This window comes from Actinomyces sp. HMSC065F11 (genome assembly GCF_001813085.1).
GTDB classification, from domain to species: domain Bacteria; phylum Actinomycetota; class Actinomycetes; order Actinomycetales; family Actinomycetaceae; genus Gleimia; species Gleimia europaea.
Window position 1 is genome coordinate 14,492 of sequence record NZ_KV811483.1, and the last position, 25,646, is coordinate 40,137.

Below are 25,646 nucleotides of genomic sequence, written 5' to 3' on the forward strand. Positions count from 1 at the left end.
TTTTAATGGCTCTCGGCCTGCTGATAGTTGGGGTGGCCGTAGGGGCACTTGTGTGGTTGCTCGCGTCGCCAGGCGCGAGCAACTCGCGCGCTCTGGCGGAGCAAACTCTGAAGATCATGCCCGACCCTAAACCCGCAGTGGTTAATAAAGAAAACGATCCTGCCATGCCCGGGTTGAATGTGCGCGGGCAAGACGTGGTTGGTGTGCTGACTATTTCGGATTTTGGCCGTGACTTCCCAGTGCTAAGTGCAATGGACAAAACGGCTAAATTTCCTGGGGTGTATGCCGGCGCTGCAAACAATGGAACCCTAATAGTAGGGGTATCGAGCTATTTGCCGGGCTTTAGCGGCCTTACATCCCTGCAAGACGGTGCTCAAATTAGGTTTACTGCTGTTACCGGCGAACAGTACAGCTACCGGGTGCTCACCGCAGAATCCATTCCTGCCGCAGATGCTTCAAAGCTTAGTAGCGGGGATGACTGGGACCTCACGCTGTACACCCCTTCACTGTCTGGCGTGCAGTTTGAAATCATCCGCGCCACCGCGGTGGTCAGCGAATAACTCCGCACATAATTTAGACTGCAAGTGTTAGGAGATGAGTTCAATGAGTCAGCCAAGGTTCCACCGTCCCGCAATGCTCAGTTTTGAGGACGCTGAGAAGATCGAAGGTGATTCAGATCCGGCAGCCGCGGCTTTGGTAGCAATGACGTCGGCGCGCGCCCTGCTGGGCCTCGCTGATGACGAGTTTGGTGACAACGCGGTGCAGAAACTGGTTGCGGCAATCCAAGAAGAGGGTGTGGACATAGTTTCTGACCTGTGGGAACGTAGCCCGGCGTTCACGCTCCCCGGCGCGCTGTGGCGTCTGTATTTGTTGAACGAGTGGTATCAGCGCGACTCAATCAAGGTTCACGAGAGGTTCGTGGAGGGCCTAAACGCGCCGTTCACTGCAGGAGTTGATGACGCAGACCCGCGGCCGCAAACGCCGGACGACGCCGAGTTCTTTGAACGACTGAATGAGCTGATGACGGGAGCCGGATGTGCAGATTTGTCTAAGCTCTTGCGCGACGCGGCCCTGGTGATGAGGATCCTCGCATCGGGCGCAACGTTTGGCACCACCTGGATTCGCACAGATAAAGACAGGCTCGCGAATATGGTGACCCGTCGTGCTCGCGCCCTGATTGAAACCGCTAAAGAACTGGATGAAGCGGCGATAAGATCGGAAAATGGCCGGCTAATCTGATGCCCCTTGGGCTTTGAATAGAAAAGTGAGACCGAGAAACGATGGCTGAAAACATTTCGCCCAGCGGACAGCCGCAGGCCCTTGAAAACACGGACCAGGCTGGTGCGCCTTTCGCATCTGCGGAGCAAAAGGACATGTTCCTGCTCGTCAAAAAGAAGGCTCCAGAAGCCGTAGATGAGCTACCAAAAGAGAGGTTTGCAGACCGCGAACTTTCGTGGATGAACTTCAACCGCCGCGTCCTCGAACAGTCCGAAGACACCGAACTCCCACTACTTGAGCGCGCTTGGTTTTCAACCATTTTTTCGTCGAACTTAGACGAGTTTTACATGGTGCGCGTTGCCGGTTTGAAGCGCCGCATTGCGGCGGGCATCGCAAAGGTCGCAGCGTCGGGGCTGACCCCGCGTCAGATCCTGGACGGTATCATGCAGTTGACGCGTGAGCTTACATCCCGCCAGGTGAAGTCGTTCCATGAGGACCTCCTGCCCCTCCTCCATGAAGAAGGCCTGCATTTGCGTTCGTGGAGCGAACTCGATTCCGCGCAGCAAGACGCATTGTCGAAATACTTCCAAAAGCGGGTTTTCCCCGTGTTGACGCCGCTCGCAGTGGACCCCTCGCACCCGTTCCCATACATTTCGGGCCTGTCTCTTAACCTTGCCGTGGTGGTTCTAAACGAAGCCACCGATAAGACGTATTTCGCGCGGGTTAAGGTGCCGCAGTCGCTGCCACGCCTCGTTAATGTCGAGTCCGTTATGCCAGATTTTGAGGGCGTAGCTACGGAAGACCTCGCCGCCACGAAGGCCGGCACAAACTTTGTTCCCCTCGAAGAGGTAATAGCCGCGCATTTGGATACGCTATTCCCCGGCATGAAGGTGCTGGAGTCGCACACGTTCCGCGTGACTCGTAATGAGGATTTGGAAGTCGAAGAGGATGACGCGGAGAACCTGTTAACCGCGATGGAGCAAGAGCTGCTGCGGCGTCGTTTTGGTCCGGTGGTGCGCCTGGAGGTGGCGGAGGACATATCGCAGACGGTGCTGGATTTCTTAATCGACCGGTTGGAGATTTCAGAGCAGGATGTGTTGCGCTTGCCAGAGCCGCTTGATCTGATGGCGCTTAACGACCTGCATGATTTGGATTTGCCGCATTTGAAGTACCCCAAGTACGTGCCGGTAACGCCGAAGGGGTTGGCGGAGTATGAGTCTGCGAGGGCGGGGGACATCTTCTCGTCCATCCGCAACCACGACGTGCTACTCCACCACCCGTATGATTCTTTCGCAACGTCGGTGCAGCATTTTGTGGCTACCGCTGCGGCCGACCCAAAGGTTTTAGCGATTAAGCAAACCCTGTACCGCACGTCGGGTGATTCCCCGATTGTGAAGGCCCTAATCGATGCCGCGCACGCCGGCAAACAGGTAGTGGCTATCGTAGAGATCAAGGCGCGTTTCGATGAGGAAGCGAACATTTCGTGGGCGCGCAAACTCGAACGTGCGGGTGTGCACGTGGTTTACGGAATGGTTGGGCTGAAGACGCACTGCAAGCTGTCCATGGTTGTTCGGGAAGAATCCGATGGGCTGCGCCGCTACTGCCATGTGGGCACGGGCAACTATCACCCCAAGACGGCTCGCGGATATGAGGACCTGGGCCTGCTTACCTGTGACCGTGAAGTTGGCCAGGACCTCACGCGTTTGTTCAATCAACTGTCCGGTTATGCTCCGCGCACCACGTTCCACCGCCTGCTGGTTGCCCCAATGTCGATCCGCTCGGGCCTGATTGAGCGCATTGATGAACAGATGGAGCGCAAGAAGCGCGGCGAGGAAGCCTACATTGGAATCAAGGTGAACTCGATTGTTGACGAGGCCGTGATTGACGCATTGTATCGGGCCTCGAGGGCGGGCGTACCCGTCGATCTAGTGGTCCGCGGTATTTGCGGGATCCGCGCGGGAGTGAAGGATCTGTCAGAAAATATTCGGGTTCGCTCCATTCTGGGCCGCTACCTGGAGCATTCGCGTATCTACTGTTTCGGGCCAGAAGGTAGCGAGGAGGTGTGGATCGGCTCGGCCGACCTCATGCATCGCAACTTGGATAGGCGCGTGGAGGCCCTGGTGCGAATCACAGATGAGGGCCAGGTTGCGTACCTGTCGAAGTTGTTGCGCACGGAGGCCTCTGACGATGTGACTTCGTGGCATTTGCGCGGCGATGGCTCTTGGGTTCGTCACACGCACGGTAAGAAGGGCCGCAAACTCACTGATATTCAAGAGGTGCTGATGGAGAACGCTTCTTCGCGGGTGAAGGGCCGGAAGGTTTTCTAACGGCCAGGTCCGCATTATCACCAATCCCGAGGATGCCCCGCGGCGTCCTAGGGATATTTATATGTGACTTTCGGCGCTTTATGGCCGGGTTTGTCTGATTCAACGTCGGGGTTCGGCGCGGTTTTACATACGATTATGGCAAGCGAAGCTAGGAGAACCGATGATCGAGTTCGACGACGTGTCAAAAACCTACCCCGGGGGCACGCAGGCCGTTTCTAACGTGTCTTTCACTGTGCCAAGTCATTCAACCACGGTGCTTGTGGGTTCATCGGGGTCGGGTAAGTCCACCCTGTTGTCGATGGTCAATCGCATGATTGAGCCTACGAAGGGGCGGGTTCTTATCGATGGGGTTGACGTAGCTACGGTTAATCCTGTGAAGTTGCGTCGTTCTATCGGTTACGTGATGCAGGCGGGTGGTTTGTTGCCGCATCGCACGATCATCGACAACATTTCAACGGTTCCGTTGCTGGGCGGCGTGTCTCGTTCTAAGGCGTATGAGCGCTCCCGTGAACTGATGGATCTGATGGGCCTGGAGGCGCAGTTGGTTAATCGCTACCCGGCGCAGCTCTCGGGCGGGCAGCAGCAGCGCGTGGGGGTGGCCAGAGCACTTGCCGCGGATCCCGATATTTTGCTTATGGACGAGCCGTTTTCTGCGGTTGATCCGATTGTTCGCCGCGAGTTGCAAGATGAGGTTTCGCGGTTGCAGCGTGAGCTGGGCAAGACGGTTCTGTTCGTAACCCACGATATTGACGAGGCGTTTACCCTGGCCGATGACGTGATCGTGTTGGGCTCGGGCGGGCAGATAGCCCAGCGGGGTACCCCCGATGAGTTGCTTACGAATCCAGCTAGCGATTTTGTGGCGTCATTTATTGGCCTCACGTCCGGTGCGCGCAGGTTGCGTGTACGGGGTGATTCGAGGATTGTGGAGGATGCTACGGGCCGGCTGCTTGGGGCGCTTGAATGACTTGGGTGGCTAATAACGCGCAGTGGATTGCGCAGCTAGTTTGGCTTCATCTGTGGCTGTCGGTGAGCGCGATTTTGGTTAGTGTGCTGATCGCGGTGCCGGTTGGTTGGCTGGTGAATCGCCACAAGCTGACGCGCGAGGCTTTGATTGCGTTGATCAGCGTGATTTATGCGGTGCCGTCTTTGCCGATGTTTATTGTGATTCCGGCGATTACGGGCGTTTCGATCCGGTCTGCGGCGGCGGTTGTGATCGTTTTGAGCATCTACGGCGTTGCTCTGCTACAACGCACGGCTGCGGACGCCTTCGCAGCGGTGCCGCAAGAAGTGCTGGATAGCGCTACGGCCATGGGTTATTCATCTTGGCAGAAGTTTTGGCGTATTGAGTTGCCGCTTGCCGGTTCGATCATCATTGCGGGCCTGCGCGTGGTTGTGGTGAACACGGTCAGTTTGGTAACGGTTGGCGCGGTGATTGGTATCCAAAGTATCGGCACGCTGTTCACGGATGGTTTCCAGCGTGGAATCATTGCCGAGGTCGTGACGGGTTTGCTGCTCACGATTGTGCTGGCGCTCGCGTTGGATGCCCTGACGGTGTTGGCTGGTTGGCTACTGTTCCCGTGGAAGAGGGCGGAGCGGCCCGGGCCGGGGCCTCTGGTGGTTGCGGGCGTGACGCAGGATGAGCCGGCCGATGAGGAGGGCGCACGATGAACTTGTTGGTTGATGCGCTTGCGTGGGTGGCGGATCCGGGCAACTGGTTGGGTGCGTCCGGGATCTGGGTGCGCCTGGGCCAACACTTGGCTATCGCGCTCGTGGTGCTGTTGATTGCTAGTGCGGTGGCGCTTCCGGCGGGCGTGGCGGTGGGGCATACGCGCAGGGGACAGGGCGTGGTGGCCGCGATTGCCGGCGCTGCTAGGGCTGTGCCAACTCTCGGTTTGCTGACGCTGCTCGGCCTTTTGATGGGAATCGGTTTGAAGGCGCCGGTGATTGTGTTGGTGGTGCTGGCTATCCCGCCTTTGTTGGCTGGCGCGTATTCGGGTGTGGCAAATGTTGATGTGACTGCGGTGAAGGCGGCTCGCGCGCTGGGCATGTCGGAGTGGCAGATTGTGCGCGGGGTTGAGCTACCGCTGGCTAGCCCGGTGATTATGGGCGGTGTTGGTTCGGCGGCGCTGCAGGTGGTGGCCACGGCTACTTTGGCTGCGTACGTGGCGGATGCTGGTTTGGGCCGGTTCATATTTTCGGGCTTGTCGGCTCGGCGTTATGACGAGATGCTGGGCGGCGCTATCCTGGTGATCTTGTTGGCTCTGTTTGTGGATTTGGCGTTTCATCTTGCGATAAAGGTCAGCGAAAGGCATGCTCGCAGAAGCACCGGTTTAGCTTAGGCAAGGGTTGCCGCCCGCTTTGGTTTGTTGAAGGTATCGATAGTAGGAGTGTTTATGTCTTTGAAACGTGTTCTGGGCGCCGCGTTGGCGGTTGGCCTGACGGCGTCGCTCGCGGCTTGCGGCGGTTCGTCTTCGTTTGAACAGGGCGATGCGTCAAAGCCTGCCGAAGATGCGATCGTGATTGGCTCGTCGAATTACTACTCGAATGAGATCATCGCGGAGATTTACGCGCAGGCGCTTGAGGCCGAGGGATTCGCCGTGAAGCGTGACTTCAAGATCGGTGCGCGCGAGGTTTTGAATAAGGAAATGGAAGACGGCTCCATTGACGTTCGTCCTGAGTACACGGGGCCACTGCTACAGTTCTGGAATCCGGATAATGAGGTAACCGGCAAGGATGCGATTTATGAGGAGTTGAAGAAGACCGCTCCGCAGGGATTGCAGGTGCTGGATCAGGCCGAGGCTACGGATCAGGATTCGTACGTGGTCTCGCGCAAGTTCTCAGAAGAAAACGGAATCACGTCGCTTGCTGATTTGAAGAACTATGACGGCAAGATCATTGTTGCTGGTAGCTCTGAGTTTGAGAACCGTCCGAATGGCCCGAAGGGCTTGAAGAAGCATTACGGTGTGGATGTTGATTTCGCGCCGATTGAGGACAAGGGCGGCCCGTTGACGGTGAAGGCGCTACTTGATGGTGACGTGCAGTTGGCTAATATCTTCTCGGCCAGCCCGGACATCAAGCTGAATGATCTTGTGGTTTTGGACGATCCGCAGGGCATGTTCCTCTCGTCGCACGTGGTGCCGCTAACGGTGTCAGATCTTGATCCGAAGGCCGCCGAGGTGCTTAACAAGGTGCAGGCAAAACTCACTGCCGATGGTTTGCTGGATCTGAATGTGCGTTCGTCGCAGGATCAGGAGTCCGCTGATGTGATCGCTCGCGAGTGGATTGAGCAAAACCTGTAGATAAGGGCAGTTAACGCTTTGTGCGGCCCTGCCACTTGAGGATTTCGGTTACCCGAAATACGATGAGGGTTATTCGTTAGGCTTCGGGTGGGAAGAGGTCACTGTGGCGCCCGCTAAGAAAGTTCGCAAGCACAGGCTTTGGCCCATGTTGGGGCCGGCATTTGTTGCCGCTGTCGCGTATGTTGACCCCGGTAACGTGGCTGCGAATATCTCGGCGGGCGCTACGTATTCCTACATGCTGGTGTGGGTGCTGGTGCTCGCGAACCTGATGGCTGTGCTGGTGCAGTATCAGAGCGCTAAGCTCGGCCTGGTTACCGGTCGCTCACTGCCTGAGATCCTGGGCGATCGTCTGCCCAAGCGGCGCCGCATCGCGTTTTGGTTGCAGGCCGAAACGATTGCTGCAGCCACTGATCTGGCGGAGATAATTGGCGGCGCTATCGCATTGCAGTTGCTGTTCGATTTGCCGCTGATTGTGGGCGGTTTGATTGTGGGCGCTGTGTCGATGTCGTTGCTGATTTTCCAAAATGCGCAGCGCCAGCGCCAGTTTGAGGCCATCGTGGTTGCCTTGCTGGTAGTTATCACCGGCGGTTTCTTAGCGGGGTTGTTTATAGAGCCGCCCTCGGCAAGCGGCGTGGTTTCCGGCCTCGTTCCCCGTTTTAGTGACACGAACTCGGTGTTGATCGCCGCATCGATGCTGGGCGCAACCGTTATGCCTCACGCGATTTATTTGCACTCGTCTTTGGTGAATCACCGGTTCAATAAGAAGAATCGAAATTTAAAGATTTTGCTTCGCGCGACGAGGACGGACGTGGTGTTCGCCCTGATTGTTGCGGGCGCGGTGAACTTGGGGTTACTGCTGCTTGCCGCGTCCGCGCTGGGTGGACATGCGGGAACCGACTCGATCGAGGGGGCCCACGCCGCGATCGAGGCCGTGTTGGGCTCGGGGATCGGCGTGGTGTTCGCGGTGGGTTTGCTAGCCTCCAGCCTTGCGTCCACGTCGGTTGGAGCGTATGCGGGCTCGGAGATCATGGGCGGCTTGCTGCACGTACGGGTGCCGTTGTGGGCGAGGCGCTTGGTTACCCTAATCCCTGCGTTGATTGTGCTTTGGGTGTACCCAAATCCCTCGTGGGCGCTGGTGATTTCGCAGGTTGCGCTTTCGTTTGGTATTCCGTTCGCGATCATCCCGCTCACCTGGTACACGGCCAGTAAGGACGTTATGGGGGATTACCGTGACGGCACGGCAATGAAGATAGCAATGGCGGCGGTTTCTGCCCTGATTGTGGCGCTGAACTTCGCTCTCATTTATCTAACGTTCACTGGCGTGAACGTGCCCGCTTAAACGCGAGTGTCACCTATCGTCTCCCTGTCCGCGCTACGCAAACGGCGGGCATGGCCGGGGTGCGGACTCTCTTACAGCTCAGAGTGAAAACCGGTAGAATCGAATCAGATTTGTCCGTATCCGCAACCTTGAAGGCTCTTGCCACCGCAGTGGCGACGCGTTCAGTGGTATGTAAGTTTTGAAAGTTCACCGTGGCTAAATTTCGACCCAGCCCAGTGCCTAGCCGGATTGTTAGGTCTGCGGGCGCTATTGTTTGGCGTCCGCGAGACCGGCATATGCCGGTGGAGTTCGGCCGAGAATACAAGGCAGATGAGATCGAGGTCTTGATCGTCCATCGGCCTCGCTATGATGACTGGTCTTGGCCGAAGGGCAAGGCGGAGATAAATGAGCCCCTTATTGCGGCGGGTGTTCGCGAGGTGGAGGAAGAAACCGGCGTCCTCGTGCAAATGCACGCCCCGCTGAACACGCAGCGTTACCGCCTTGGTTCAGGGCAGACAAAGGAAGTGCACTACTGGATTGGCACGCCGGTTACGCACGGGGGAGTGGAGCGTTCGCGCATTCCGGTGGTTCCTGCACCCGCTAAAGAGATTGATTTGACGCGCTGGGTGGATCCGCGCACGGCGCTCGACATGCTGACGCGCCGCGGTGATAGGCGCTTGTTGGATGATGTGATTGCGAGGGCGGAGTCGGGCCGGCTGGTAACGGCAACTCTCGCGATTGTCCGCCACGGGGCGGCACTCACGCGGGCACAGTGGGACGGCGCGGAGGCAAAGAGGCCGTTGAATCGCACCGGTGTTGTAGAGGCGCTGGATCTGGTGGATATTTTCTCGGCGCTTGGCGTTTCGAGGCTACTGTCCAGTCCGTGGGTGAGGTGTAGGTCTTCGTTGGAGCCGTACGCTGCAGTGGCAGGTCTTAATCTGGTTACTGCACAGGAGCTTACGCAGGAGCATGCGCAGGTCGCGCCGGATGAAGCTGCGCAGGTGATTGAGCGCTTGGTACAGCGACCGGCGCAGCCGGTTGTGGTGTGCGGCCATAGGCCCGCGCTGCCGGCAATGTTTGAGCCGTTGCAGGCGATTGCGGCCAGTCAGTTGGCTCGCCAGATTCCAGCGGAAGACCCTTATTTACGGCCCGCGCAAATGCTGGTTGCGCACCTGGCTTACCCCGCCGCGAATGCGAAAACTCCGGAAATTGTGGCGTTTGAAACACAAAGGACCATCAAACGGTTTTGAGTTGGCCGCGTGTGCTTTAACAATTCACCGTCCGTTTACCTAGTTCGCGTCCGGTCTTAACTTTGCGTCGATACCTTTTTAGCGGTTGCAAAAAGCAGCTTCTCCCGCGCGTTTGCGTTTGGGAATACCTTATTGAAGAGGACTATTTGACGTGATGAACCTTCGACTCTCTAGAGTAGCTCTAGCTTTTGGAGCGGGCACGATCGCTTTTGGTCTTGCCGCTTGCGGTTCGGATAACCCGGTTGCCCAGAATGAGGGCGATACCTCGACGGAGATGGCTGAGGGCGCAACGCTTTCTGGCTCCGTAGCAGGTGCGGGCGCTTCTTCTCAGGAAGCCGCGATGAATGCGTGGATCGCTAAGTACCAGGCACAGCAACAGGGCGTAACCGTTTCTTACGATCCGGTTGGTTCGGGTGCTGGCATCACTCAGTTTGTTGGCAAGCAGGTTGCTTGGGCGGGCTCAGACGCCGTCCTAAAGGATGACGAGGTTACGGCCGCTAAGGAACGCTGTGGCTCGGACGCTCTTAACTTGCCGGTCTACATTTCCCCGGTTGCGGTTATTTTCAATCTTGAGGGCATCGACACGCTGAACATGGATGCCGATACCATCGCGAAGGTGTTCTCCGGTGAGATCACCAAGTGGAATGATGAGGCGATTGCTTCGCAGAACCCGGATGTTGAGCTTCCGGATCTGGCAATCACCCCGGTTCACCGCGCAGACGAGTCGGGCACCACGCAGAACTTCACTGACTACTTGAGCAAGGCCGCCCCGGATGCGTGGCCGCACAAGGCCGGCAAGGCATGGCCGATTTCTGGTGGCGAGTCTGGTGACAAGACCTCGGGTCTTGTGCAGGCTGTGACCGCTGGTACCGGCACGATTGGTTACGCGGATGCGTCGCAGGCTGGCTCACTCGGCACGGTAGCGCTGAAGGCGGGTGATGGCTACGTGAAGTTCTCGAACGAGGCTGCAGCGGCTGCTGTTGACTCGGCTGAGCGCGTAGATTCGGGTATCAAGGGCGATCTTGGTTTGACCATCAACCGCACGCCGGAGGATCCGAAGGCTTACCCGCTAGTTCTGGTCTCTTACTCGATCGTCTGCTCCACCTACGAGGATCAGGAAACGGTTGACCTAGTGAAGAGCTTCATTGGCTTCCAGGCTTCCGCTGAGGGCCAGGCCGCGGCATCTGAGGCTGCTGGTTCGGCTCCTATCTCCGCTAGCATGCAGGGCGAAATCAAGTCCTCGCTCGACATGATCCAGGTGGCTAAGTAAATGAACAACACCGGGAAGATCGGTAACAAGATCTTCCGGTCAGGGGCAACTGCTGCGGCGGTCACGATCCTCGTGACTCTCGCGGCGGTTGCCACATTTCTGATTGTGAGAGCCTGGCCGGCGATCAGTGATTCTTCGGTGCGTATCCGAACGGTTGGCAGTGCGGAAGAGCTAAACATTTGGCAGTTCACCGGGCCGCAAATTTTCGGTACGGTGCTGGCGGCTGTCCTTGCCATGTTGCTGGCCGTGCCACTCTCCATCGGAATCGCACTCTTTATTAGCCATTACGCGCCAAAGCACCTTGCTCAGCCGCTCGGCTACATGGTTGACCTTTTGGCTGCAATCCCCTCGGTTATTTACGGCCTGTGGGGTGCGATGTGGCTTATTCCAAGGCTCGTTCCGTTCTACGAGTTCTTGTCTAAATACTTTGGATGGATCCCGCTTTTTGCAGGTCCGGTGTCTACAACCGGCCGTGTGATTTTCTCCGCTTCCTTGATCCTTGCTGTGATGATCCTTCCGATTGTCACGGCGGTTGCGCGTGAGGTGTTCTTGCAAACCCCGAGGGCGCACGAAGAGGCCGCATTGGCTCTTGGTGCGACGCGTTGGGAAGTTGTGAAAATGGCGGTACTGCCGTTTGGTCGCTCCGGCATTATCTCAGCTGCAATGCTCGGTTTGGGCCGCGCTCTTGGCGAGACGATGGCGGTTGTAATGGTGCTGTCGGTGGGATCGAGCTACTCGTTCAACATTTTGCAGGCGGGTAAGCACTCCACCATCGCGGCAAACATTGCCCTACAGTTCCCCGAGGCCACGGGCACGTACACTTCTGCCCTCATCGCTACGGGTCTGGCATTGTTTGCAATCACGATGATCGTTAATATGCTTGCGCGTTGGATTATTGCTAGACGCGCCGAGTTCTCGGGGGCCAACTAATGTCTGTCGAAACTCAAACAACAGCGAACCCTAACCCGTTCGCTTCGCGCAATCCCGCCTTGGATAGGCGCCGTAAGCTGGCTGACAAGAGCTCGGTCGTGCTGGTGGTGCTGGCATTTGCTTTCGCGATTATTCCGCTGGTCTCCCTGCTGTGGATCGTGGTGGAAAACGGTTGGGGGCGCCTGTCTCCGTACTTCCTCACCGTCTCGATGAATGGTGTGTACGGCGGCATGGATGCGGGCGGTATCTACCACGCGATTATTGGTACTTTGCTGGTCACAGGCTGGGCTACGCTCATCTCCGTGCCAATCGGTCTGGCAACCGCGATTTATCTAGTTGAGTATGCGGGTAACTCTAAGCTTGCGCGCGCAACCACTTTCTTCGTGGACGTGATGACGGGTATTCCTTCCATCGTTGCAGGCCTGTTCGCCGCAGCACTGTTCGGCCTGCTCGTCTCGCCGGCATACCGCGCTGGCATAATGGGTGCGGTAGCACTGTCGGTGCTGATGATACCAACGGTTGTGCGTTCGAGTGAAGAGATGCTACGCCTAGTACCTAACGAGCTTAGGGAAGCGTCTTACGCTCTTGGCGTTCCGAAGTGGTTAACGATTGTGAAGGTCGTGCTGCGCACGTCCGCTGCCGGCCTAACAACCGCAGTGATGCTTGCAATCGCACGCGTTGTTGGTGAAACCGCGCCGCTGCTTATGACTGTAGGCGTGATTGATTCGATCAACTACAACGTGTTCGAGGGGCGCCTCATGACGCTTCCCGTATACGTGTACCGCCAGTATTCGCAGGGTCTGGCTCCTTGTGGTGCGCTGGAGAACTGTGTGGAGACGATCAACTACGATCGGGCTTGGGCTGCCGCCCTGGTGCTGATTTTGCTGGTAATGCTGTTCAACCTGATTGCTCGAATCGTGGCGTACTGCTTTGCGCCTAAGGGCAGGAGCTAAAAGAGAATAACGATGGCTAAAGAGATCATTGTTGAGAATGAAGACATTTACTACGGCGATTTTTTGGCCGTAAAAGATGTGAATATGCGGATCCACGCGAAGTCAATCACAGCGTTGATTGGCCCGTCGGGCTGTGGAAAAACTACGTTCCTTCGCACGCTTAATAGGATGCACGAGGTCGTTCCAGGCGCTCGCGTGACGGGAAGCGTGAAGGTTGGGGATAAGAACATTTACGACAAGGATGTGGATCCGGTTCAGGTTCGCCGTTCCATTGGCATGGTGTTCCAGCGTCCAAACCCTTTCCCGACGATGAGTATCCGCGAAAATGTTTTGGCTGGCATCAGGCTAAATAACAAGAGGATGCCAAAGTCGGATCAGGATGACCTGGTTGAAGAGTCCTTGCGTGGAGCTAACCTTTGGACAGAGGTTAAAGATCGTTTGAACAGCCCCGGTTCGTCTCTTTCGGGTGGCCAGCAGCAAAGGCTTTGCATCGCGCGCGCCATCGCGGTTTCGCCTGATATTTTGCTGATGGACGAGCCGGCATCCGCGCTTGACCCCATCTCGACCCTCGCAATCGAGGACCTCATGATGGAGCTGAAGGATGACTACACAATCGTGATTGTCACTCACAACATGCAGCAGGCGGCGCGCGTTTCGGACCGCACGGGTTTCTTCAACCTGCGCGCAGCGGGCGAGCCGGGCGGTTTGGTGGAGATTGACGACACGTCAAAGATTTTCTCTAATCCAACTGAGAAGGCAACCGAAGACTATATTTCAGGACGCTTCGGATAGATTTTTCAAAAGGTAGAGGGCGAGGATTAAATCCTCGCCCTCGCTTTATTGTGCTAGCGGAATTTGCGATTCGCGTTGGGTTTGAAGAAGCTACAGGCCGGAGTTTTCAAACGTGTTGGTAACCGGCGTGGGGCTGATTGCAACGCAAAGAAGTGTGCGGTCTCCTGCTTGATCCCAGCTTTCTGCGGTAGGCATCAGCGGGTAAATATCTAAGGTAGAGGTGCCGATTTCGCTTCCTACAAACGTTTTGAACTCGGTGGTGCAAAACTCGGATGCGATGTTTTGAATGGCGTCCGTGCCGGGGAACTCGTCACCGGTTAGCTCTTTTTCGGCATATACCTCGGCTTCGTGCTCGCTTGTGCATGCAACCGTTTGGACGGTTGCCAGCTCGAATCCTGCGGACAGCTCGGCGTTGTCAGGCAGGTCCAAGCAGTTCCCCGCTTCGAGTTCGAGCGCTGAGGTAGTGGAACAGGCGGATAGAAGTAGTGCTAAAGCGAGGGCCCCGCCAATGTAGCGGGGCTTCGCATTGTGGTTAAAGATTCTCATCAGTTCTCTACGGTAACACTAGGTGCAGTAATCGGTAGATTATTGCTGCCACTGCTGCGGCCGCAGGGAGGGTGAGGAACCAGGCGATAACGATGTTTCCGGCCACGCCCCACCGGACGGCGGAGAGTCGCTTGGTGGCGCCCACACCCATGATGGCCGAGGTGATGGTGTGCGTGGTGGAGATCGGTGCGTGCACTATGAATGCCGTGAAGTAAAGGACAACCGCGGATACGGTTTCGGCAACGAAGCCGCGCGCCGGGTCCAGTTCGATAACGCGGCGTCCGAGGGTACGCATGATGCGCCAGCCGCCGGAATAGGTTCCTGCAGAGATTGCGAGTGCAGCCGCGAGTTTAACCCACGTGGGGATGGTGAGCTCACCGTCTACGATCACGTTGTGGGTTTCGCCGTAACCACCAGCAAGGAGGGCCATGACGATGATACCCATCGTCTTTTGGGCGTCTTGGAGGCCGTGGCCAAGCGCCATTGCGGCGGCGGACACGGTTTGTGCGAAGCGGAACTTACGCATGGTGCGGTGGTAGGCGAGGTTGCGTACAAGGTACAGCGCGATCTGCATGATGATGTACGCCAGGAAGAAGCCTACGAGCGGCGAGAGGAACATCGGGATGATGACCTGCATGGTGATGCCGCCCCACAACACGGTGGTGGAGGACGCCAGGCCCGCGCCCACAAGGCCGCCGATGAGGGCGTGTGAAGACGAGGACGGTAGCCCAAACCACCAGGTGATGAGGTTCCAGGTGATCGCGCCGATTAGTGCGGCCAGGATGATCCCGAGCCCGTGCACCTGCATCGTTGGATCACTGGATATGGTGAAGTGCTGAATGTCGATGATGCCTTCACCGATAGTTTTTGCAACTTCGGTGCCGAGCAGGGCGCCAACGATGTTCATGACTGCCGCCATGGCGAGTGCCGCGCGGGGCGTTAGCGCCCGGGTGGACACGGATGTTGCGATGGCGTTTGCCGCGTCGTGGAAGCCGTTGGTGAAGTCAAAGCCGAGCGCAATGACGATTACAACAACGACGAGGATGAGATTCAGATCCACCGCTTAGGACTCCTTGATCGCGATGGTCTCAACGCCGTTTGCGAGTGCTTCGAAGGAGTCGATCGCTTTTTCGAGGACTTCGATGACGTCCTTCAGCTTGATCACTTCGAGGGCGTCGTGTCCGCTTTCGAAAAGTGCAGAGATGGTTTTGCGGTATGCCTGGTCGCCGTCGTTCTCAAGGCGGTTGATTTCAACCCAGTAGTCGCGTAGCCCGCCAAGGGTTTTGAGGCGAGGCATCGCTTGGGCGGTGAGGTCGCAGCAACGCTGAATGACGTTCAGTTGCTCTGCCACGCCGGGAGGGAGCACGCCAACCTTGTATAGGACGATGAGGTCACCGGCCTCGTCCATGTAGTCCATGCAGTCGTCGAGGCGGCTGGAGATGTAGGTGATGTCGTCGCGGTCGAGCGGAGTGACAAACGTTTGGTTGAGTCGCTCTGCAATCTCGTGGGTTACCTCGTCACAGGATTGTTCAAGTCGGTGTAGTTCGTCGCGAAGATCAACGCGACGTTCCGGAGTTGCAGCGCTGATTTTTGCAAGTAACTCAGCTGCAGATACCAAAAAAGTGGCTTGTTTGGTGAAAAGAGTGAAGAAGATGTTGTCGTCGTTGGACCTTGAAAAACGCACTTGTCATACTCCAATACGCGGTCGTTGGTCACATACAAATTCAACATTAGTGTACTTTACCGATTTGACCTATTTCAGTAATCCGCCGTTTAACTTTTGGTAACATTTTTAGAGTTCGAGAAGTGCGTAGATAAGCCGTTTGGTCTTGAGATTAGGCGATTGTGTGGCGGGGCGCGGAGTTGGCGATTGCAATCTGACAATCACGACCAAAAGTAAAATGAAGATAAAAGAATGCAACTCTGGTGAACAAGAGCGATGTTTTGAACCCCGCGGTATTTTTAACAGTTTGTTTCAAAATCCGCATGGTTTTAGACATTGTGTCTCGCTAGAATCGGCGTATGAGCAGTGAGCATTCTAAAGATCCAGAATTTGAGTTGGATGAAACCTATTTGGAGATCCTTCGTCAGTTGCGTCGTGACTCGCGCATGTCTGTTGCGGCGCTTGCAGAGGCGGTGGGCATCTCCCGTTCTAATGCGTATGCGCGGCTTAATACTTTGGTGGAGTCCGGCGTTATTGAACGGTTCACGGTCGATATTAATCCGAGCTTGATTGGCAAGAAGGTGAGCGCATTCGTGTTCGTTTCGCTTGACCAGAGCAAGTGGAAGCAGTTCGGAATGCAGCTTAGCGCGTTGTCAGAGCTTGACTATTACGCGGTGACTACGGGCGAATATGACGTTATGTTGCGGTTGCGTGCAGACGATGTGCCCGGGATTCAACATGCGGTGGTGGACGTCATTTCTCAATGGGAATGCGTACGCGACACTGAAACGGTGTTTCTAATGCAAGAGCAAGACAGCGATTTTGATTTGGCTCCGCAGAAGGTTCAGCCCGCAACGCTTGATTTGCTTGGGGTTTTGAAGTTTGAGTCGAATGCGTCGCGCGGTTTTCGTGATGGGTTAGGCGCTAAAGACTAGCGCGGCAAGCGGCACAAAACGCAAAGTAAAAGACACCGAACCAAAATGCGCCTGTCGGCGCGAAGGCCGCTCGTAGCGGCAGAAGTTGGAGCCCGGGGCATAGTTGGTTCGGTGCCTGTCTCAATACTAATGCATATTGTGAACTGTGCACCTCAAAATGCCCCATAGTGCGCGTTGGTTTTGTTGGAGCATGCCAGATTGCCTGTTGTGGTGGGGATTCTTAGTTGAAAGTGTGGGAGCATTTGGGTGTGGATGACAAGAATACGCAAGATCAGGCAAAGAACGATTTGAGCAAACATAGGCATGCTTCGCGTTTAGGTACGCCGGGTTTGTCGGCCCCGAAGGAGGGGGCGGATTCGTCTAGGTCTGCGCGCGTGTCTAAGAGCTTGAAGAGGGCGCGCTTGTCGCAACGCCGCGCGGGAACGAAAACTCGCGGTAGGGCGCAGCAAATCTTGTCTATCCCGGCTCGTTATCTTTCTGCCACGATCGCTATCTTGTTGGCGGCGTCCATCGTGATTTCAAACCTGGTGTTCGACACCAGGGCTGTGGTGATGCTTGTGATCGTGGTTGCGATAGTTGTCTTCGCGCGTGGTTGGGCTGATCTGGTTCAAACTCCGGTGCGTTACACGTCGCTGGTGACGATCCTGATCGTCGGGATCGTCACGGTGATTGCCATTAGCGTAAGTGATGATTTTGCGTGGGCAACCGTAGGGCTTGGCATGGTGGTGCTGGTGGCGGCGGTCATGGAGGCCACCCGGCCACTTCCGCGCACAGACCTCCTCCATTCACTATCGGCCTCAGTGTTTGGTGGATTTGTGGTGGTGATCGGTAGCGCTTGGGTGACCCTGTGCGAGTCAGAGCTGTGGTCTGCCGTTATGGTTACAGCTGCACTCGCCTTCATTGTCACCATGGTGGGTAATCAGCTGGGTGCAAGCGCGGGGGCAAACGCACTCTGGGCGCTGTTATTGGGGCCGCTTAGCGCCGTTACGGTTACAGGTATTGCGCTCGCGGTAGGTCAGCCTGCCAGCTTGCTCTCTTTCGTGTTCGCAAGTATGTCCACAGCCGTGCCGCCGCAGGTGTCACTTTTGCTAATGTCTGCGCTGATCGGTTTAGGAATGGGAGGCGTGATCGTGATCGTAGACATGTTGTTTGGCGAACATGATCGCCGTATCCCCGAGGCGGGAGCATTCTCGCGCGGGGCAATGAAGTTCCTGCTCGCAGTGATGCCGATCTACGTGATTGTGCGAGTAGGCGCTCTGCTCTAACGCATCTGTGGAGTTTCTCTTTTGAGAACTTGGAGGCATGTGAGGGTTTACCCGCACGCCTCAAACAATTGTCCGCACGCGGCTTTAGCCTGGGTACATGATCGTTATTCCGCAGAATCTTCCCAGTCAGGTTGCGCCCCTAACTTGGCTGCTGGGCACGTGGGTTGGTTGGGGCACCCAGAGCTCGCCGGATGGCAGTAACTTGGTGACGTTTGAGTTTGATTGCCAGGTGGTGGGCGAGCAGGTGTCTACTCGCCTCGCTGTGTTTAACACGGATGCGGTGGTGGAGGTAGACGCACAGGTGGGCGCGTTAGAGGGCATTGATTTGTTGCCCCGCTCGGGCGTTGCCAGTGAGGAAACCGGTTACTGGAAGGTGCTCAAAGACACCGATGGGGAGGATAACTATCTGCAGGTAACTTCCGCGTCCACCGATGGTATTGCCGGTCTGTGGGTGGGCAGGGTACAAGGCCCACGTATTCGCCTGCTGATTGATACGGCCGTGCATAAGGAGGGGGCGCCGGCCGCATCGCTCGGCGAGCGGATGCTGGGCCTGGTGAACTCCGATATTTTCTTTAATGAGACCTTGAATACCGATAAGGGTGATTTTGTGGTCTCGGGCCGCGTGGCCCGCGTTGAGGAAGCGAAACCGATCGAGACGTTTGAGAAGGAGTAGTGATGCGCTCTCCACTGCTGGATATGCCCGGAGCCGTGCCGGATGAGTTTGATGAGGACGTGCCGGCTCGCTTTGGTGATTGGAGCGGTGAGCAGTGGCAGTTGGAGGCGGGGCAGGCGCTCTCTGACCTTTCGGACTTAGGGGTGGTGCAGGTTTCGGGGCCAGATAGGCTTTCATGGCTAACTACCATCTCGTCGCAGGTGGTGAATCCGCTGCAACCGGGGGAGTCTCGCGAGCTACTCCTTTTGGATCCAAATGGGCGCATTAGTTTTGCAGCTGGCATTGTGGATGACGGGCAGGTAGCAACGCTCCTCGTGGAAGGCGCGAAGGTGGAGGACTTAACCGAGTTCTTACAGCGCATGCAGTTCATGTTGCGCGTGGAAGTACGCAACGTGACAAGCAAGATCGCGGTTGTTGGAAGCATCATAAAAGCGGGAGTAGCTGATTTGCGCCAGGCCGCGAGCCGGTCCGTAGCGGATCTGCCGGGCTACCTGTTCACGTGGGTAGATCCGTGGCCGGGCGTGACCGAGGGCGGGGCGAGCTACACTCCGCAGGATTTCGCTCACCCCGCGCAGGGCCGTACCCGCGCCCTACACTGCGTGGCCCGAGAGGAGTTCGCAGAGTTTGTGTCCGCGTGGGCCCAGCGCGGCAGTTGGGCTGGTCGCAACGCCTGGGAGGCCTTGCGGATTGAGGATTTACGTCCGCGCTTTGGACGCGAGGTTGATGATAAGACTGTTCCGCACGAACTTGACTGGCTACGCACGGCAGTGCATTTGAATAAGGGCTGCTATTCGGGACAGGAGTCGGTGGCGCGCATCGTGAATATGGGCAAGCCGCCGCGAAGGCTGGTGCTGTTGCAACTTGACGGGTCGCAATCGCGCGTGGTTAAGCCGGGTGCGGATGTGATGCTCAAAAGCCGAAAGGTTGGCCAGGTGACCTCGGTGGCGCGTCATGCCGATTGGGGGCCGGTGGCGCTCGCGGTGATTCGCCGCGCGATTCCGCTGGACGTGCAGCTTGACGTGCAGACGAATGAGGGTGAGGTCGCCGCGGCTCAAGAAGTGGTTGTGGATCCGCTGGGGCGCTCGTCGGCGTCGCCTAAGGAGAGGCCGGGCGAGGAGCTTCGCAGGGCGCGCCGCGAAATGCCGGGTGCGGGCCATCCGGGATCTCCGGGCGGTTTTGGTATTGGAGGTCGGTCACTGTGAGGGCTGTGATTCAGCGCGTTAGGGGAGCGTCAGTCTCCGTTGATGGCGAGGTCGTGGGTGCGATCACGGGCCAGGGGCTTTGCGTACTGGTTGGCGTTACCCATGATGATGGGCCGGCCCAGGTGGAGACGATCGCGCGCAAGATTGCCTCGCTTCGCATACTAGATGAGGAGAAGTCTGCAACTGATGTGGACGCGCAGGTGCTGGTGGTTTCCCAGTTCACGCTCTACGGGGATGCTCGTAAGGGGCGGCGGCCCACGTGGCAGGCGGCAGCGCCGGGCGGTGTGGCGGAGCCTTTGGTGGCCGCGGTGGTCGAACAGTTGCGCTCAAAGCACGGCCTGCATGTAGAAACGGGCGTGTTTGGAGCGGATATGCAGGTTTCGCTCACAAACGACGGGCCGGTGACGATACTCCTGGAGGCATGAGTCTGCGCGTTTCTCGCTTATGGTGAACAAACGCGATTTTATGTAGCGCTGCCTCTACTGTGTAGTTAGTAGATTCTTAGGAAGGCTGACTATGTTCGAGAGGTTTACCGACCGCGCTCGCCGCGTTGTCGTTCTAGCGCAGAATGAGGCGCGCGGACTCAATCACAACTACATCGGCACGGAGCATTTGTTGCTGGGTTTGATTGAGGAGGGCGAAGGCGTTGCTGCTAAGGCCCTGGAGATGACCGGGATTGAGCCGGAGGCCGTCCGGGCTACGGTTGTGGAGATGATCGGTAAGGGCTCTTCCGCTCCGGAGGGCACGATTCCGTTCACTCCGCGAGCGAAGAAGGTTTTGGAGTTCGCTTTGCGCGAGGCTCTTCAGCTGGGCCATAACTACATCGGCACGGAGCATATGTTGCTCGGTTTGATCCGTGAGGGCGAGGGTGTGGCTACAAAGGTCCTCGTTGAGCTTGGTGCGGATTTGGGTCAGTTGCGGGAGACGGTTATCCAGTTGCTTCGCGGCTACCAGCGTCAGGCTGGGGGCGGGCGTGAGGCCGTGGGTGTGGGCGGTCCGGCGCGCGAGCCGCAGACGAATTCGGCGTTGTTGGAGCAGTTTGGCCGCTCGCTTACAAATGCCGCTCGTGAGGGATCGCTTGATCCGGTGGTTGGCCGCGTGCAGGAGATGGAACGCGTAATGCAGATTCTGTCGCGGCGCACGAAGAACAACCCGGTGTTGATCGGTGAGCCTGGCGTGGGTAAGACCGCTGTGGTTGAGGGTCTTGCGCAGGCGATCGTGCGTGGTGATGTTCCAGAGACGTTGCGCGATAAGCAGATTTACAGCCTTGATATGGGCTCGCTGGTTGCGGGTTCGCGTTACCGCGGTGATTTTGAAGAACGCTTGAAGAAGGTGCTGAAAGAGATTCGCACGCGCGGCGACATTATTTTGTTTATTGACGAGATCCATACGCTGGTTGGTGCTGGCGCGGCTGAGGGCGCGATTGATGCGGCCCAGATTTTGAAGCCGATGTTGGCGCGCGGTGAGCTTCAGACGATTGGTGCAACCACGTTGGAGGAGTACCGCAAGTACATTGAGAAGGACGCGGCTTTAGAGCGACGTTTCCAACCGGTGAAGGTGGAAGAGCCCTCGGTTGAAGAGACCATCGCGATCTTGAAGGGCCTGCGTGACCGTTACGAGGCGCATCACCGCATCATTATTTCGGATGAGGCTCTTGCGGCTGCGGCGCAGATGGCTGATCGTTACATTTCGGATCGCTTCATGCCGGATAAGGCTATTGACCTTGTGGATGAGGCCGGTGCACGTATGCGCATTCGTCGAATGACGGCGCCGCCGGAGCTTCGCGAGCTTGATGAGCGTATTTCTGAGGTGCGTCGCAATAAGGAGTCCGCGATTGATGATCAGGACTTTGAGCGTGCGGCTGCGCTTCGTGATGAGGAGAAGAAGCTGACGGAGCAGCGCGAAGAGAAGGAACGTTCGTGGCGCGCTGGCGATATGGATACGATTGGCGAGATTGGCGAGGCTGAGATCGCGGAGGTCCTCGCAATGTCTACGGGCATTCCGGTGGTGAAGCTGACGGAGGCTGAGTCGCACAAGATTCTCAACATGGAGGCTGAGCTTCATAAGCGCATTATTGGCCAGGAGGACGCGGTCCGCGCTTTGTCTCAGTCGATTCGTCGTACGCATTCTGGTTTGAAGGATCCGAAGCGTCCGGGTGGCTCGTTCATTTTTGCGGGGCCAACGGGTGTGGGCAAGACGGAGCTGGCGAAGGCTCTTGCCGAGTTCTTGTTTGGTGATGAGGAAGCCCTTATCCAGTTGGATATGTCAGAGTTCTCCGAGAAGCACACTGCCTCACGCCTGTTTGGCGCCCCTCCGGGCTATGTGGGTTACGACGAGGGCGGCCAGCTTACCGAGAAGGTGCGTCGCCGCCCGTTCTCCGTGGTGCTGTTTGACGAGGTGGAGAAGGCTCACGCTGATATCTTCAACTCGCTGCTACAGATTTTGGAGGAAGGCCGCCTGACGGATTCGCAGGGGCGCGTGGTTGATTTTAAGAACACGATCATCATCATGACTACGAACCTGGGTACGCGCGACATTAATAAGGGCGTGCTGACGGGCTTCCAGGCCACGGGTACGCAGGCGAATGATTACGATCGCATGAAGCAGAAGGTGAACGAGGAGCTGAAGCAGCACTTCCGCCCCGAGTTCTTGAACCGCGTGGATGAAACGATCGTGTTCCCGCCGCTTCAGAAGGATCAGATCATTAAGATTGTTGACCTGATGATCGCCAGGCTTGATGAGCGCATGCGCGAGCAGGACATGAAGCTGGAGATGACCGAGGCCGCACGTTTGCTGCTTGCAGATAAGGGATTCGACCCGGTGCTCGGTGCTCGTCCGCTACGCCGTGCAATCCAGCGCGAGATTGAAGACATGCTGTCAGAGAAGATCCTGTTTGGCGAAATCAAGAGCGGCGACACGGTGCGTGTTGACGCCGAGGGTGAGGAAGGCGAGCGCCGCTTCACTTTCACTCCGGTTCGCTAACGCAAAACCGGGTAGTAAATAATGCGCGTGACCTCCCGGTTCTAATGCCGGGAGGTTATTCTTGCACAAAGGGTGGGCATTTTTGCAGCGCTTCGGCTCAGTTAACGCAACTTGACCCCAAGTTGTTACCCTGGAGGCAGTGTGCGAGCACTAGCCGCGATGGTGTGGCTATGTAACAAACTGGTTATAGAAAGTAGAGGCCACGAATGGTCAAGTACGTCTACCGCTTCTCCGAAGGCGATAAGGACATGAAGGACTTGCTTGGTGGCAAGGGTGCAAACCTTGCTGAGATGACCAAGCTCGGACTCCCGGTTCCTCCTGGGTTCACGATTACTACGGATGCTTGTCGTGAGTACATGAAGCAGGGTGGTGTTCCAGAGGAGCTCGCGCCAGCAGTCACGGAGAATCTGGCTGCTGTTGAGGAGAAGATGGGACGCAAGCTCGGAGATTCGGAAAATCCGTTGCTGGTGTCGGTTCGCTCCGGCGCTAAGTTCTCGATGCCGGGCATGATGAACACGGTGCTTAACATCGGCCTCAACGATGAGTCGGTGCTGGGGCTTGCAAAGGTTTCGGGTAACGAGCGTTTCGCGTGGGACTCCTACCGTCGCCTGGTACAGATGTTTGGTGACACCGTGCTTGGCGTAGATGGCGCTCTTTACTTGGATGCCCTTGACCACATCAAGGAAAGGCGCGGCGTTCACTTCGACCACGAGCTTTCTGCAGAGGATCTGAAGGAGCTCGTCGCCGAGTTTAAGCAGATCACGAAGGAAGCTGCGGGCCGTGATTTCCCGCAGGATCCGCGCGAGCAACTTGATCTTGGTATTGAGGCAGTGTTCCTGTCTTGGAACACGGAGCGCGCAAAGATTTACCGCCGTCGTGAACGCATTTCTGACGATCTAGGTACGGCTGTGAACGTTCAGACCATGGTGTTTGGCAACATGGGCGAGGATTCGGGCACGGGTGTTTGCTTCACGCGTGACCCCTCTACCGGCCACTCTGGCGTGTACGGCGATGTTCTGATGAACGCCCAGGGTGAAGACGTTGTGGCGGGTATCCGTAACACGGAGCCTTTGGTTCAGCTTGCAACGCATGACAAGAAGTCTTACGACGCGCTGATTGCAATCATGGATAAGCTCGAGAAGCACTACCAGGATCTGTGCGATATTGAGTTCACGATTGAGCACGGCAAGCTGTGGATGTTGCAGACGCGTGTTGGTAAGCGTACGGCTGCCGCCGCGTTCCGTATTGCCACCCAGCTGGTTGATGAGGGCTTGATCGATATGGATGAGGCTCTTACTCGCGTGACGGGTGAACAGCTTACCCAGCTGATGTTCCCGCAGTTCGACGCGAAGGCTAAGAAGACCTTGCTGACGAAGGCGATGGCCGCTTCGCCGGGCGCTGCTGTTGGCGAGATTGTTTTCAATAACGAGGACGCCGTTGCCGCTGCTGCGGAAGGTCGCAAGGTCATTTTGGTTCGCCGTGAGACCAACCCGGATGACCTTCCGGGCATGGTTGCCGCAGAGGGTATTTTGACCGCTCGCGGTGGTAAGACCTCGCACGCGGCCGTGGTTGCTCGCGGCATGGGTAAGACCGCTGTTGTTGGTGCTGAGGAACTGGTTGTTAAGGAAAAGAAGAAGTTCATCCGGGTTGGGGACCAGGTTCTACGCAATGGTGATGTGATTGGTATTGATGGCATGACCGGCGAGGTGTTCGTCGGTGATGTTCCGGTTACGGATTCTGCTGTGACCACCTACCTTGCTGAGGGGCTTGAGGCGGGTCTAGCAGCGGCCGCAGATGACGAGATGGTTGCAGACCTGATTAAGTCGGTTGATCGCATTTTGACGCATGCCGATGAGAAGCGCCGCCTCTCTGTTCGTGCCAATGCGGATACGCCAGACGATGCGGCTCGCGCGCTGAGCTTCGGTGCGGAGGGCATTGGTCTTTGCCGTACGGAGCACATGTTCCTTGGTGAGCGTCGCGCTCTGGTGGAGCGCGTGATTTTGTCACCTGCCGATTCGCAGGATCGCGCTGACGCTCTTGCAGAGCTAGAACGCCTCCAGTTTGCTGACTTTGAAGACATGCTTCGCGTGATGGATGGTCGGGAGATGACGGTTCGTTTGATCGATCCGCCGCTTCACGAGTTCCTTCCGGATCTCACTCAGCTTGAGGTGAAGGCTGCGGTGCAGCGCGCCCAGGGCGAGGAACTTTCCCCCGAGGATCGCACGATTCTTGAGGCGGTTCGTCGTCTGCATGAGACCAACCCGATGCTCGGTACCCGCGGTGTTCGTCTAGGTATCTTGCTGCCGGGCTTGTTCGCACTTCAGATCCGCGCTCTTGTTGAGGCCGCGTTGAAGCTGAAGAAGGAGGGGTTGGATCCTCGTCCCGAGATCATGGTTCCTCTCGTTGGTTCGGTTCGCGAGTTGCACAAGGTTCGTGAAGAAGCTGAGGCTTTGATCCGTGCCGAGATTGCTGCCGCCGGGGTTGAGCACGACTTCCCGCTTGGTTGCATGGTTGAGCTTCCGCGCGCGGCTATCACCGCTGCTGACTTGGCTACCGAGGCTGACTTCTTCTCGTTCGGCACTAACGACCTCACGCAGACGGTGTGGGGCTTCTCGCGTGACGACGTGGAGGGCACGATCTTCCCGACCTACATCCAGGATTCTGTGTTCGGTGTCTCCCCGTTTGAGACCATCGACCAGGAGGGTGTTGGCGCCCTCGTTCGCATGGGTGCAGAGCGCGGTCGAAGCACTAAGCCGAACTTGAAGCTCGGTATTTGTGGTGAACACGGCGGTGACCCGGATTCGATCCACTTCTTCCACAAGACGGATCTGAACTACGTGTCCTGTTCGCCGTTCCGCGTTCCGGTAGCTCGTCTAGAGGCCGGCCGCGCAGCGGTAATGGAGGGCTAATCAGGGCTTCTAACGAGCTTAACTGACAGCTTCTTTGTAGTTGGGGCTGGAGAGAGTTTTAAAACCTTTCTCCAGCCCCAACACTATTTATGAAACATAAACGTTTCATGAATA

23 protein-coding genes are annotated in these 25,646 nt (G+C 57.1%); 20 read left to right on the forward strand and 3 right to left on the reverse strand.

Going from position 1 to position 25,646, the window contains the following annotated elements; genetic code table 11:
* The first annotated feature begins 5 nt into the window (after positions 1-5).
* From HMPREF2891_RS07185 to pstB, 13 genes are all read left to right on the forward strand, one after another.
* Positions 6-560: a sortase family protein gene (locus HMPREF2891_RS07185; protein ID WP_070618410.1), complete on the forward strand. Its 555-nt coding sequence runs from the start codon at positions 6-8 to the stop codon at positions 558-560.
* Positions 561-603: 43 nt separating this feature from the next.
* Positions 604-1,239 carry a hypothetical protein gene (locus HMPREF2891_RS07190; protein ID WP_083309324.1) on the forward strand — a complete coding sequence of 212 codons (636 nt, stop codon included), beginning with the start codon at positions 604-606 and terminating at the stop codon, positions 1,237-1,239.
* A 41-nt stretch (positions 1,240-1,280) separates the two neighbouring features.
* Positions 1,281-3,545 (forward strand): RNA degradosome polyphosphate kinase, encoded by a 2,265-nt coding sequence (locus HMPREF2891_RS07195; RefSeq protein ID WP_070664712.1) that lies wholly within the window; start codon positions 1,281-1,283, stop codon positions 3,543-3,545.
* A gap of 160 nt (positions 3,546-3,705) precedes the next feature.
* The gene (locus tag HMPREF2891_RS07200) at positions 3,706-4,509 is read left to right on the forward strand and encodes an ABC transporter ATP-binding protein (protein WP_070618402.1); all 804 of its coding nucleotides are present in this window, start codon (positions 3,706-3,708) and stop codon (positions 4,507-4,509) included.
* On the forward strand, positions 4,506-5,213 hold the full coding sequence (locus tag HMPREF2891_RS07205; RefSeq protein WP_034507263.1) for an ABC transporter permease: 708 nt from the start codon (positions 4,506-4,508) through the stop codon (positions 5,211-5,213). The genes HMPREF2891_RS07200 and HMPREF2891_RS07205 overlap by 4 nt, the downstream gene beginning before the upstream one ends.
* Entirely contained in the window at positions 5,210-5,884 is a 675-nt protein-coding gene (locus HMPREF2891_RS07210) for an ABC transporter permease (protein ID WP_070618400.1), read from the forward strand. The genes HMPREF2891_RS07205 and HMPREF2891_RS07210 overlap by 4 nt, the downstream gene beginning before the upstream one ends.
* Before the next feature lie 54 nt (positions 5,885-5,938).
* Positions 5,939-6,844 (forward strand): glycine betaine ABC transporter substrate-binding protein, encoded by a 906-nt coding sequence (locus HMPREF2891_RS07215; protein ID WP_070618397.1) that lies wholly within the window; start codon positions 5,939-5,941, stop codon positions 6,842-6,844.
* Between the two features lie 103 nt (positions 6,845-6,947).
* Positions 6,948-8,183 (forward strand): Nramp family divalent metal transporter, encoded by a 1,236-nt coding sequence (locus HMPREF2891_RS07220; protein WP_083311304.1) that lies wholly within the window; start codon positions 6,948-6,950, stop codon positions 8,181-8,183.
* A gap of 215 nt (positions 8,184-8,398) precedes the next feature.
* A complete protein-coding gene (locus tag HMPREF2891_RS07225) occupies positions 8,399-9,412 on the forward strand; it encodes an NUDIX hydrolase (protein ID WP_261666852.1) in 1,014 nt (337 codons plus the stop codon).
* A gap of 154 nt (positions 9,413-9,566) precedes the next feature.
* On the forward strand, positions 9,567-10,682 hold the full coding sequence (gene pstS, locus HMPREF2891_RS07230) for a phosphate ABC transporter substrate-binding protein PstS (protein ID WP_070664714.1): 1,116 nt from the start codon (positions 9,567-9,569) through the stop codon (positions 10,680-10,682).
* The gene (gene pstC, locus HMPREF2891_RS07235) at positions 10,683-11,612 is read left to right on the forward strand and encodes a phosphate ABC transporter permease subunit PstC (RefSeq protein ID WP_070664716.1); all 930 of its coding nucleotides are present in this window, start codon (positions 10,683-10,685) and stop codon (positions 11,610-11,612) included. It begins immediately after the preceding gene.
* Positions 11,612-12,565 (forward strand): phosphate ABC transporter permease PstA, encoded by a 954-nt coding sequence (pstA, locus tag HMPREF2891_RS07240; RefSeq protein WP_070664718.1) that lies wholly within the window; start codon positions 11,612-11,614, stop codon positions 12,563-12,565. Before pstC ends, pstA begins: the two co-directional genes overlap by 1 nt.
* Before the next feature lie 12 nt (positions 12,566-12,577).
* Positions 12,578-13,357 carry a phosphate ABC transporter ATP-binding protein PstB gene (pstB, locus tag HMPREF2891_RS07245; RefSeq protein ID WP_034507247.1) on the forward strand — a complete coding sequence of 260 codons (780 nt, stop codon included), beginning with the start codon at positions 12,578-12,580 and terminating at the stop codon, positions 13,355-13,357.
* 90 nt (positions 13,358-13,447) lie between these two features.
* Here pstB and HMPREF2891_RS07250 read toward each other — a convergent pair whose 3' ends face one another.
* Genes HMPREF2891_RS07250 through HMPREF2891_RS07260 form a run of 3 tightly spaced genes read right to left on the reverse strand, consistent with a single transcriptional unit; the run spans position 13,448 to position 15,587 of the window.
* Positions 13,448-13,903: a septum formation family protein gene (locus HMPREF2891_RS07250; RefSeq protein ID WP_070618381.1), complete on the reverse strand. Its 456-nt coding sequence runs from the start codon at positions 13,901-13,903 to the stop codon at positions 13,448-13,450.
* 7 nt (positions 13,904-13,910) lie between these two features.
* Positions 13,911-14,963, reverse strand: coding sequence for an inorganic phosphate transporter (locus tag HMPREF2891_RS07255; RefSeq protein WP_070618378.1), 1,053 nt, complete (start codon positions 14,961-14,963; stop codon positions 13,911-13,913).
* A 3-nt stretch (positions 14,964-14,966) separates the two neighbouring features.
* A complete protein-coding gene (locus HMPREF2891_RS07260; protein ID WP_070618375.1) occupies positions 14,967-15,587 on the reverse strand; it encodes a DUF47 domain-containing protein in 621 nt (206 codons plus the stop codon).
* Between the two features lie 338 nt (positions 15,588-15,925).
* Between HMPREF2891_RS07260 and HMPREF2891_RS07265 the strand changes: the two genes are divergently transcribed.
* The 7 genes from HMPREF2891_RS07265 to ppdK all read left to right on the forward strand — a co-directional run bounded on the left by HMPREF2891_RS07265 (position 15,926) and on the right by ppdK (position 25,532).
* Entirely contained in the window at positions 15,926-16,501 is a 576-nt protein-coding gene (locus HMPREF2891_RS07265) for an Lrp/AsnC family transcriptional regulator (protein ID WP_070664720.1), read from the forward strand.
* 248 nt (positions 16,502-16,749) lie between these two features.
* Positions 16,750-17,766, forward strand: a complete 1,017-nt coding sequence (locus HMPREF2891_RS07270; protein WP_148131743.1) for a hypothetical protein — start codon at positions 16,750-16,752, stop codon at positions 17,764-17,766.
* A gap of 97 nt (positions 17,767-17,863) precedes the next feature.
* On the forward strand, positions 17,864-18,439 hold the full coding sequence (locus HMPREF2891_RS07275; protein WP_070664724.1) for a heme-binding beta-barrel domain-containing protein: 576 nt from the start codon (positions 17,864-17,866) through the stop codon (positions 18,437-18,439).
* Positions 18,440-18,441: 2 nt separating this feature from the next.
* Positions 18,442-19,641 (forward strand): CAF17-like 4Fe-4S cluster assembly/insertion protein YgfZ, encoded by a 1,200-nt coding sequence (locus tag HMPREF2891_RS07280; RefSeq protein WP_070664726.1) that lies wholly within the window; start codon positions 18,442-18,444, stop codon positions 19,639-19,641.
* On the forward strand, positions 19,638-20,066 hold the full coding sequence (dtd, locus tag HMPREF2891_RS07285) for a D-aminoacyl-tRNA deacylase (RefSeq protein WP_070664728.1): 429 nt from the start codon (positions 19,638-19,640) through the stop codon (positions 20,064-20,066). The genes HMPREF2891_RS07280 and dtd overlap by 4 nt, the downstream gene beginning before the upstream one ends.
* Positions 20,067-20,157: 91 nt before the next feature.
* Positions 20,158-22,623: an ATP-dependent Clp protease ATP-binding subunit gene (locus HMPREF2891_RS07290; RefSeq protein ID WP_070664730.1), complete on the forward strand. Its 2,466-nt coding sequence runs from the start codon at positions 20,158-20,160 to the stop codon at positions 22,621-22,623.
* A 206-nt stretch (positions 22,624-22,829) separates the two neighbouring features.
* The gene (ppdK, locus tag HMPREF2891_RS07295) at positions 22,830-25,532 is read left to right on the forward strand and encodes a pyruvate, phosphate dikinase (RefSeq protein ID WP_070664732.1); all 2,703 of its coding nucleotides are present in this window, start codon (positions 22,830-22,832) and stop codon (positions 25,530-25,532) included.
* Positions 25,533-25,646: the final 114 nt, after the last annotated feature.

Coding starts and splice junctions, on each gene's coding strand:
- ppdK (WP_070664732.1), top strand. CDS start 22,830: ATGGTCAAGTACGTCTACCGCTTCTCCGAAGGCGATAAGGACATGAAG.
- HMPREF2891_RS07280 (WP_070664726.1), top strand. CDS start 18,442: ATGCGCTCTCCACTGCTGGATATGCCCGGAGCCGTGCCGGATGAGTTT.
- HMPREF2891_RS07185 (WP_070618410.1), top strand. CDS start 6: ATGGCTCTCGGCCTGCTGATAGTTGGGGTGGCCGTAGGGGCACTTGTG.
- pstC (WP_070664716.1), top strand. CDS start 10,683: ATGAACAACACCGGGAAGATCGGTAACAAGATCTTCCGGTCAGGGGCA.
- HMPREF2891_RS07250 (WP_070618381.1), bottom strand. CDS start 13,903: ATGAGAATCTTTAACCACAATGCGAAGCCCCGCTACATTGGCGGGGCC.
- HMPREF2891_RS07195 (WP_070664712.1), top strand. CDS start 1,281: ATGGCTGAAAACATTTCGCCCAGCGGACAGCCGCAGGCCCTTGAAAAC.
- HMPREF2891_RS07215 (WP_070618397.1), top strand. CDS start 5,939: ATGTCTTTGAAACGTGTTCTGGGCGCCGCGTTGGCGGTTGGCCTGACG.
- HMPREF2891_RS07210 (WP_070618400.1), top strand. CDS start 5,210: ATGAACTTGTTGGTTGATGCGCTTGCGTGGGTGGCGGATCCGGGCAAC.
- HMPREF2891_RS07190 (WP_083309324.1), top strand. CDS start 604: ATGAGTCAGCCAAGGTTCCACCGTCCCGCAATGCTCAGTTTTGAGGAC.
- pstB (WP_034507247.1), top strand. CDS start 12,578: ATGGCTAAAGAGATCATTGTTGAGAATGAAGACATTTACTACGGCGAT.
- pstA (WP_070664718.1), top strand. CDS start 11,612: ATGTCTGTCGAAACTCAAACAACAGCGAACCCTAACCCGTTCGCTTCG.
- pstS (WP_070664714.1), top strand. CDS start 9,567: ATGAACCTTCGACTCTCTAGAGTAGCTCTAGCTTTTGGAGCGGGCACG.
- HMPREF2891_RS07275 (WP_070664724.1), top strand. CDS start 17,864: ATGATCGTTATTCCGCAGAATCTTCCCAGTCAGGTTGCGCCCCTAACT.
- HMPREF2891_RS07205 (WP_034507263.1), top strand. CDS start 4,506: ATGACTTGGGTGGCTAATAACGCGCAGTGGATTGCGCAGCTAGTTTGG.
- HMPREF2891_RS07290 (WP_070664730.1), top strand. CDS start 20,158: ATGTTCGAGAGGTTTACCGACCGCGCTCGCCGCGTTGTCGTTCTAGCG.
- HMPREF2891_RS07265 (WP_070664720.1), top strand. CDS start 15,926: ATGAGCAGTGAGCATTCTAAAGATCCAGAATTTGAGTTGGATGAAACC.
- HMPREF2891_RS07200 (WP_070618402.1), top strand. CDS start 3,706: ATGATCGAGTTCGACGACGTGTCAAAAACCTACCCCGGGGGCACGCAG.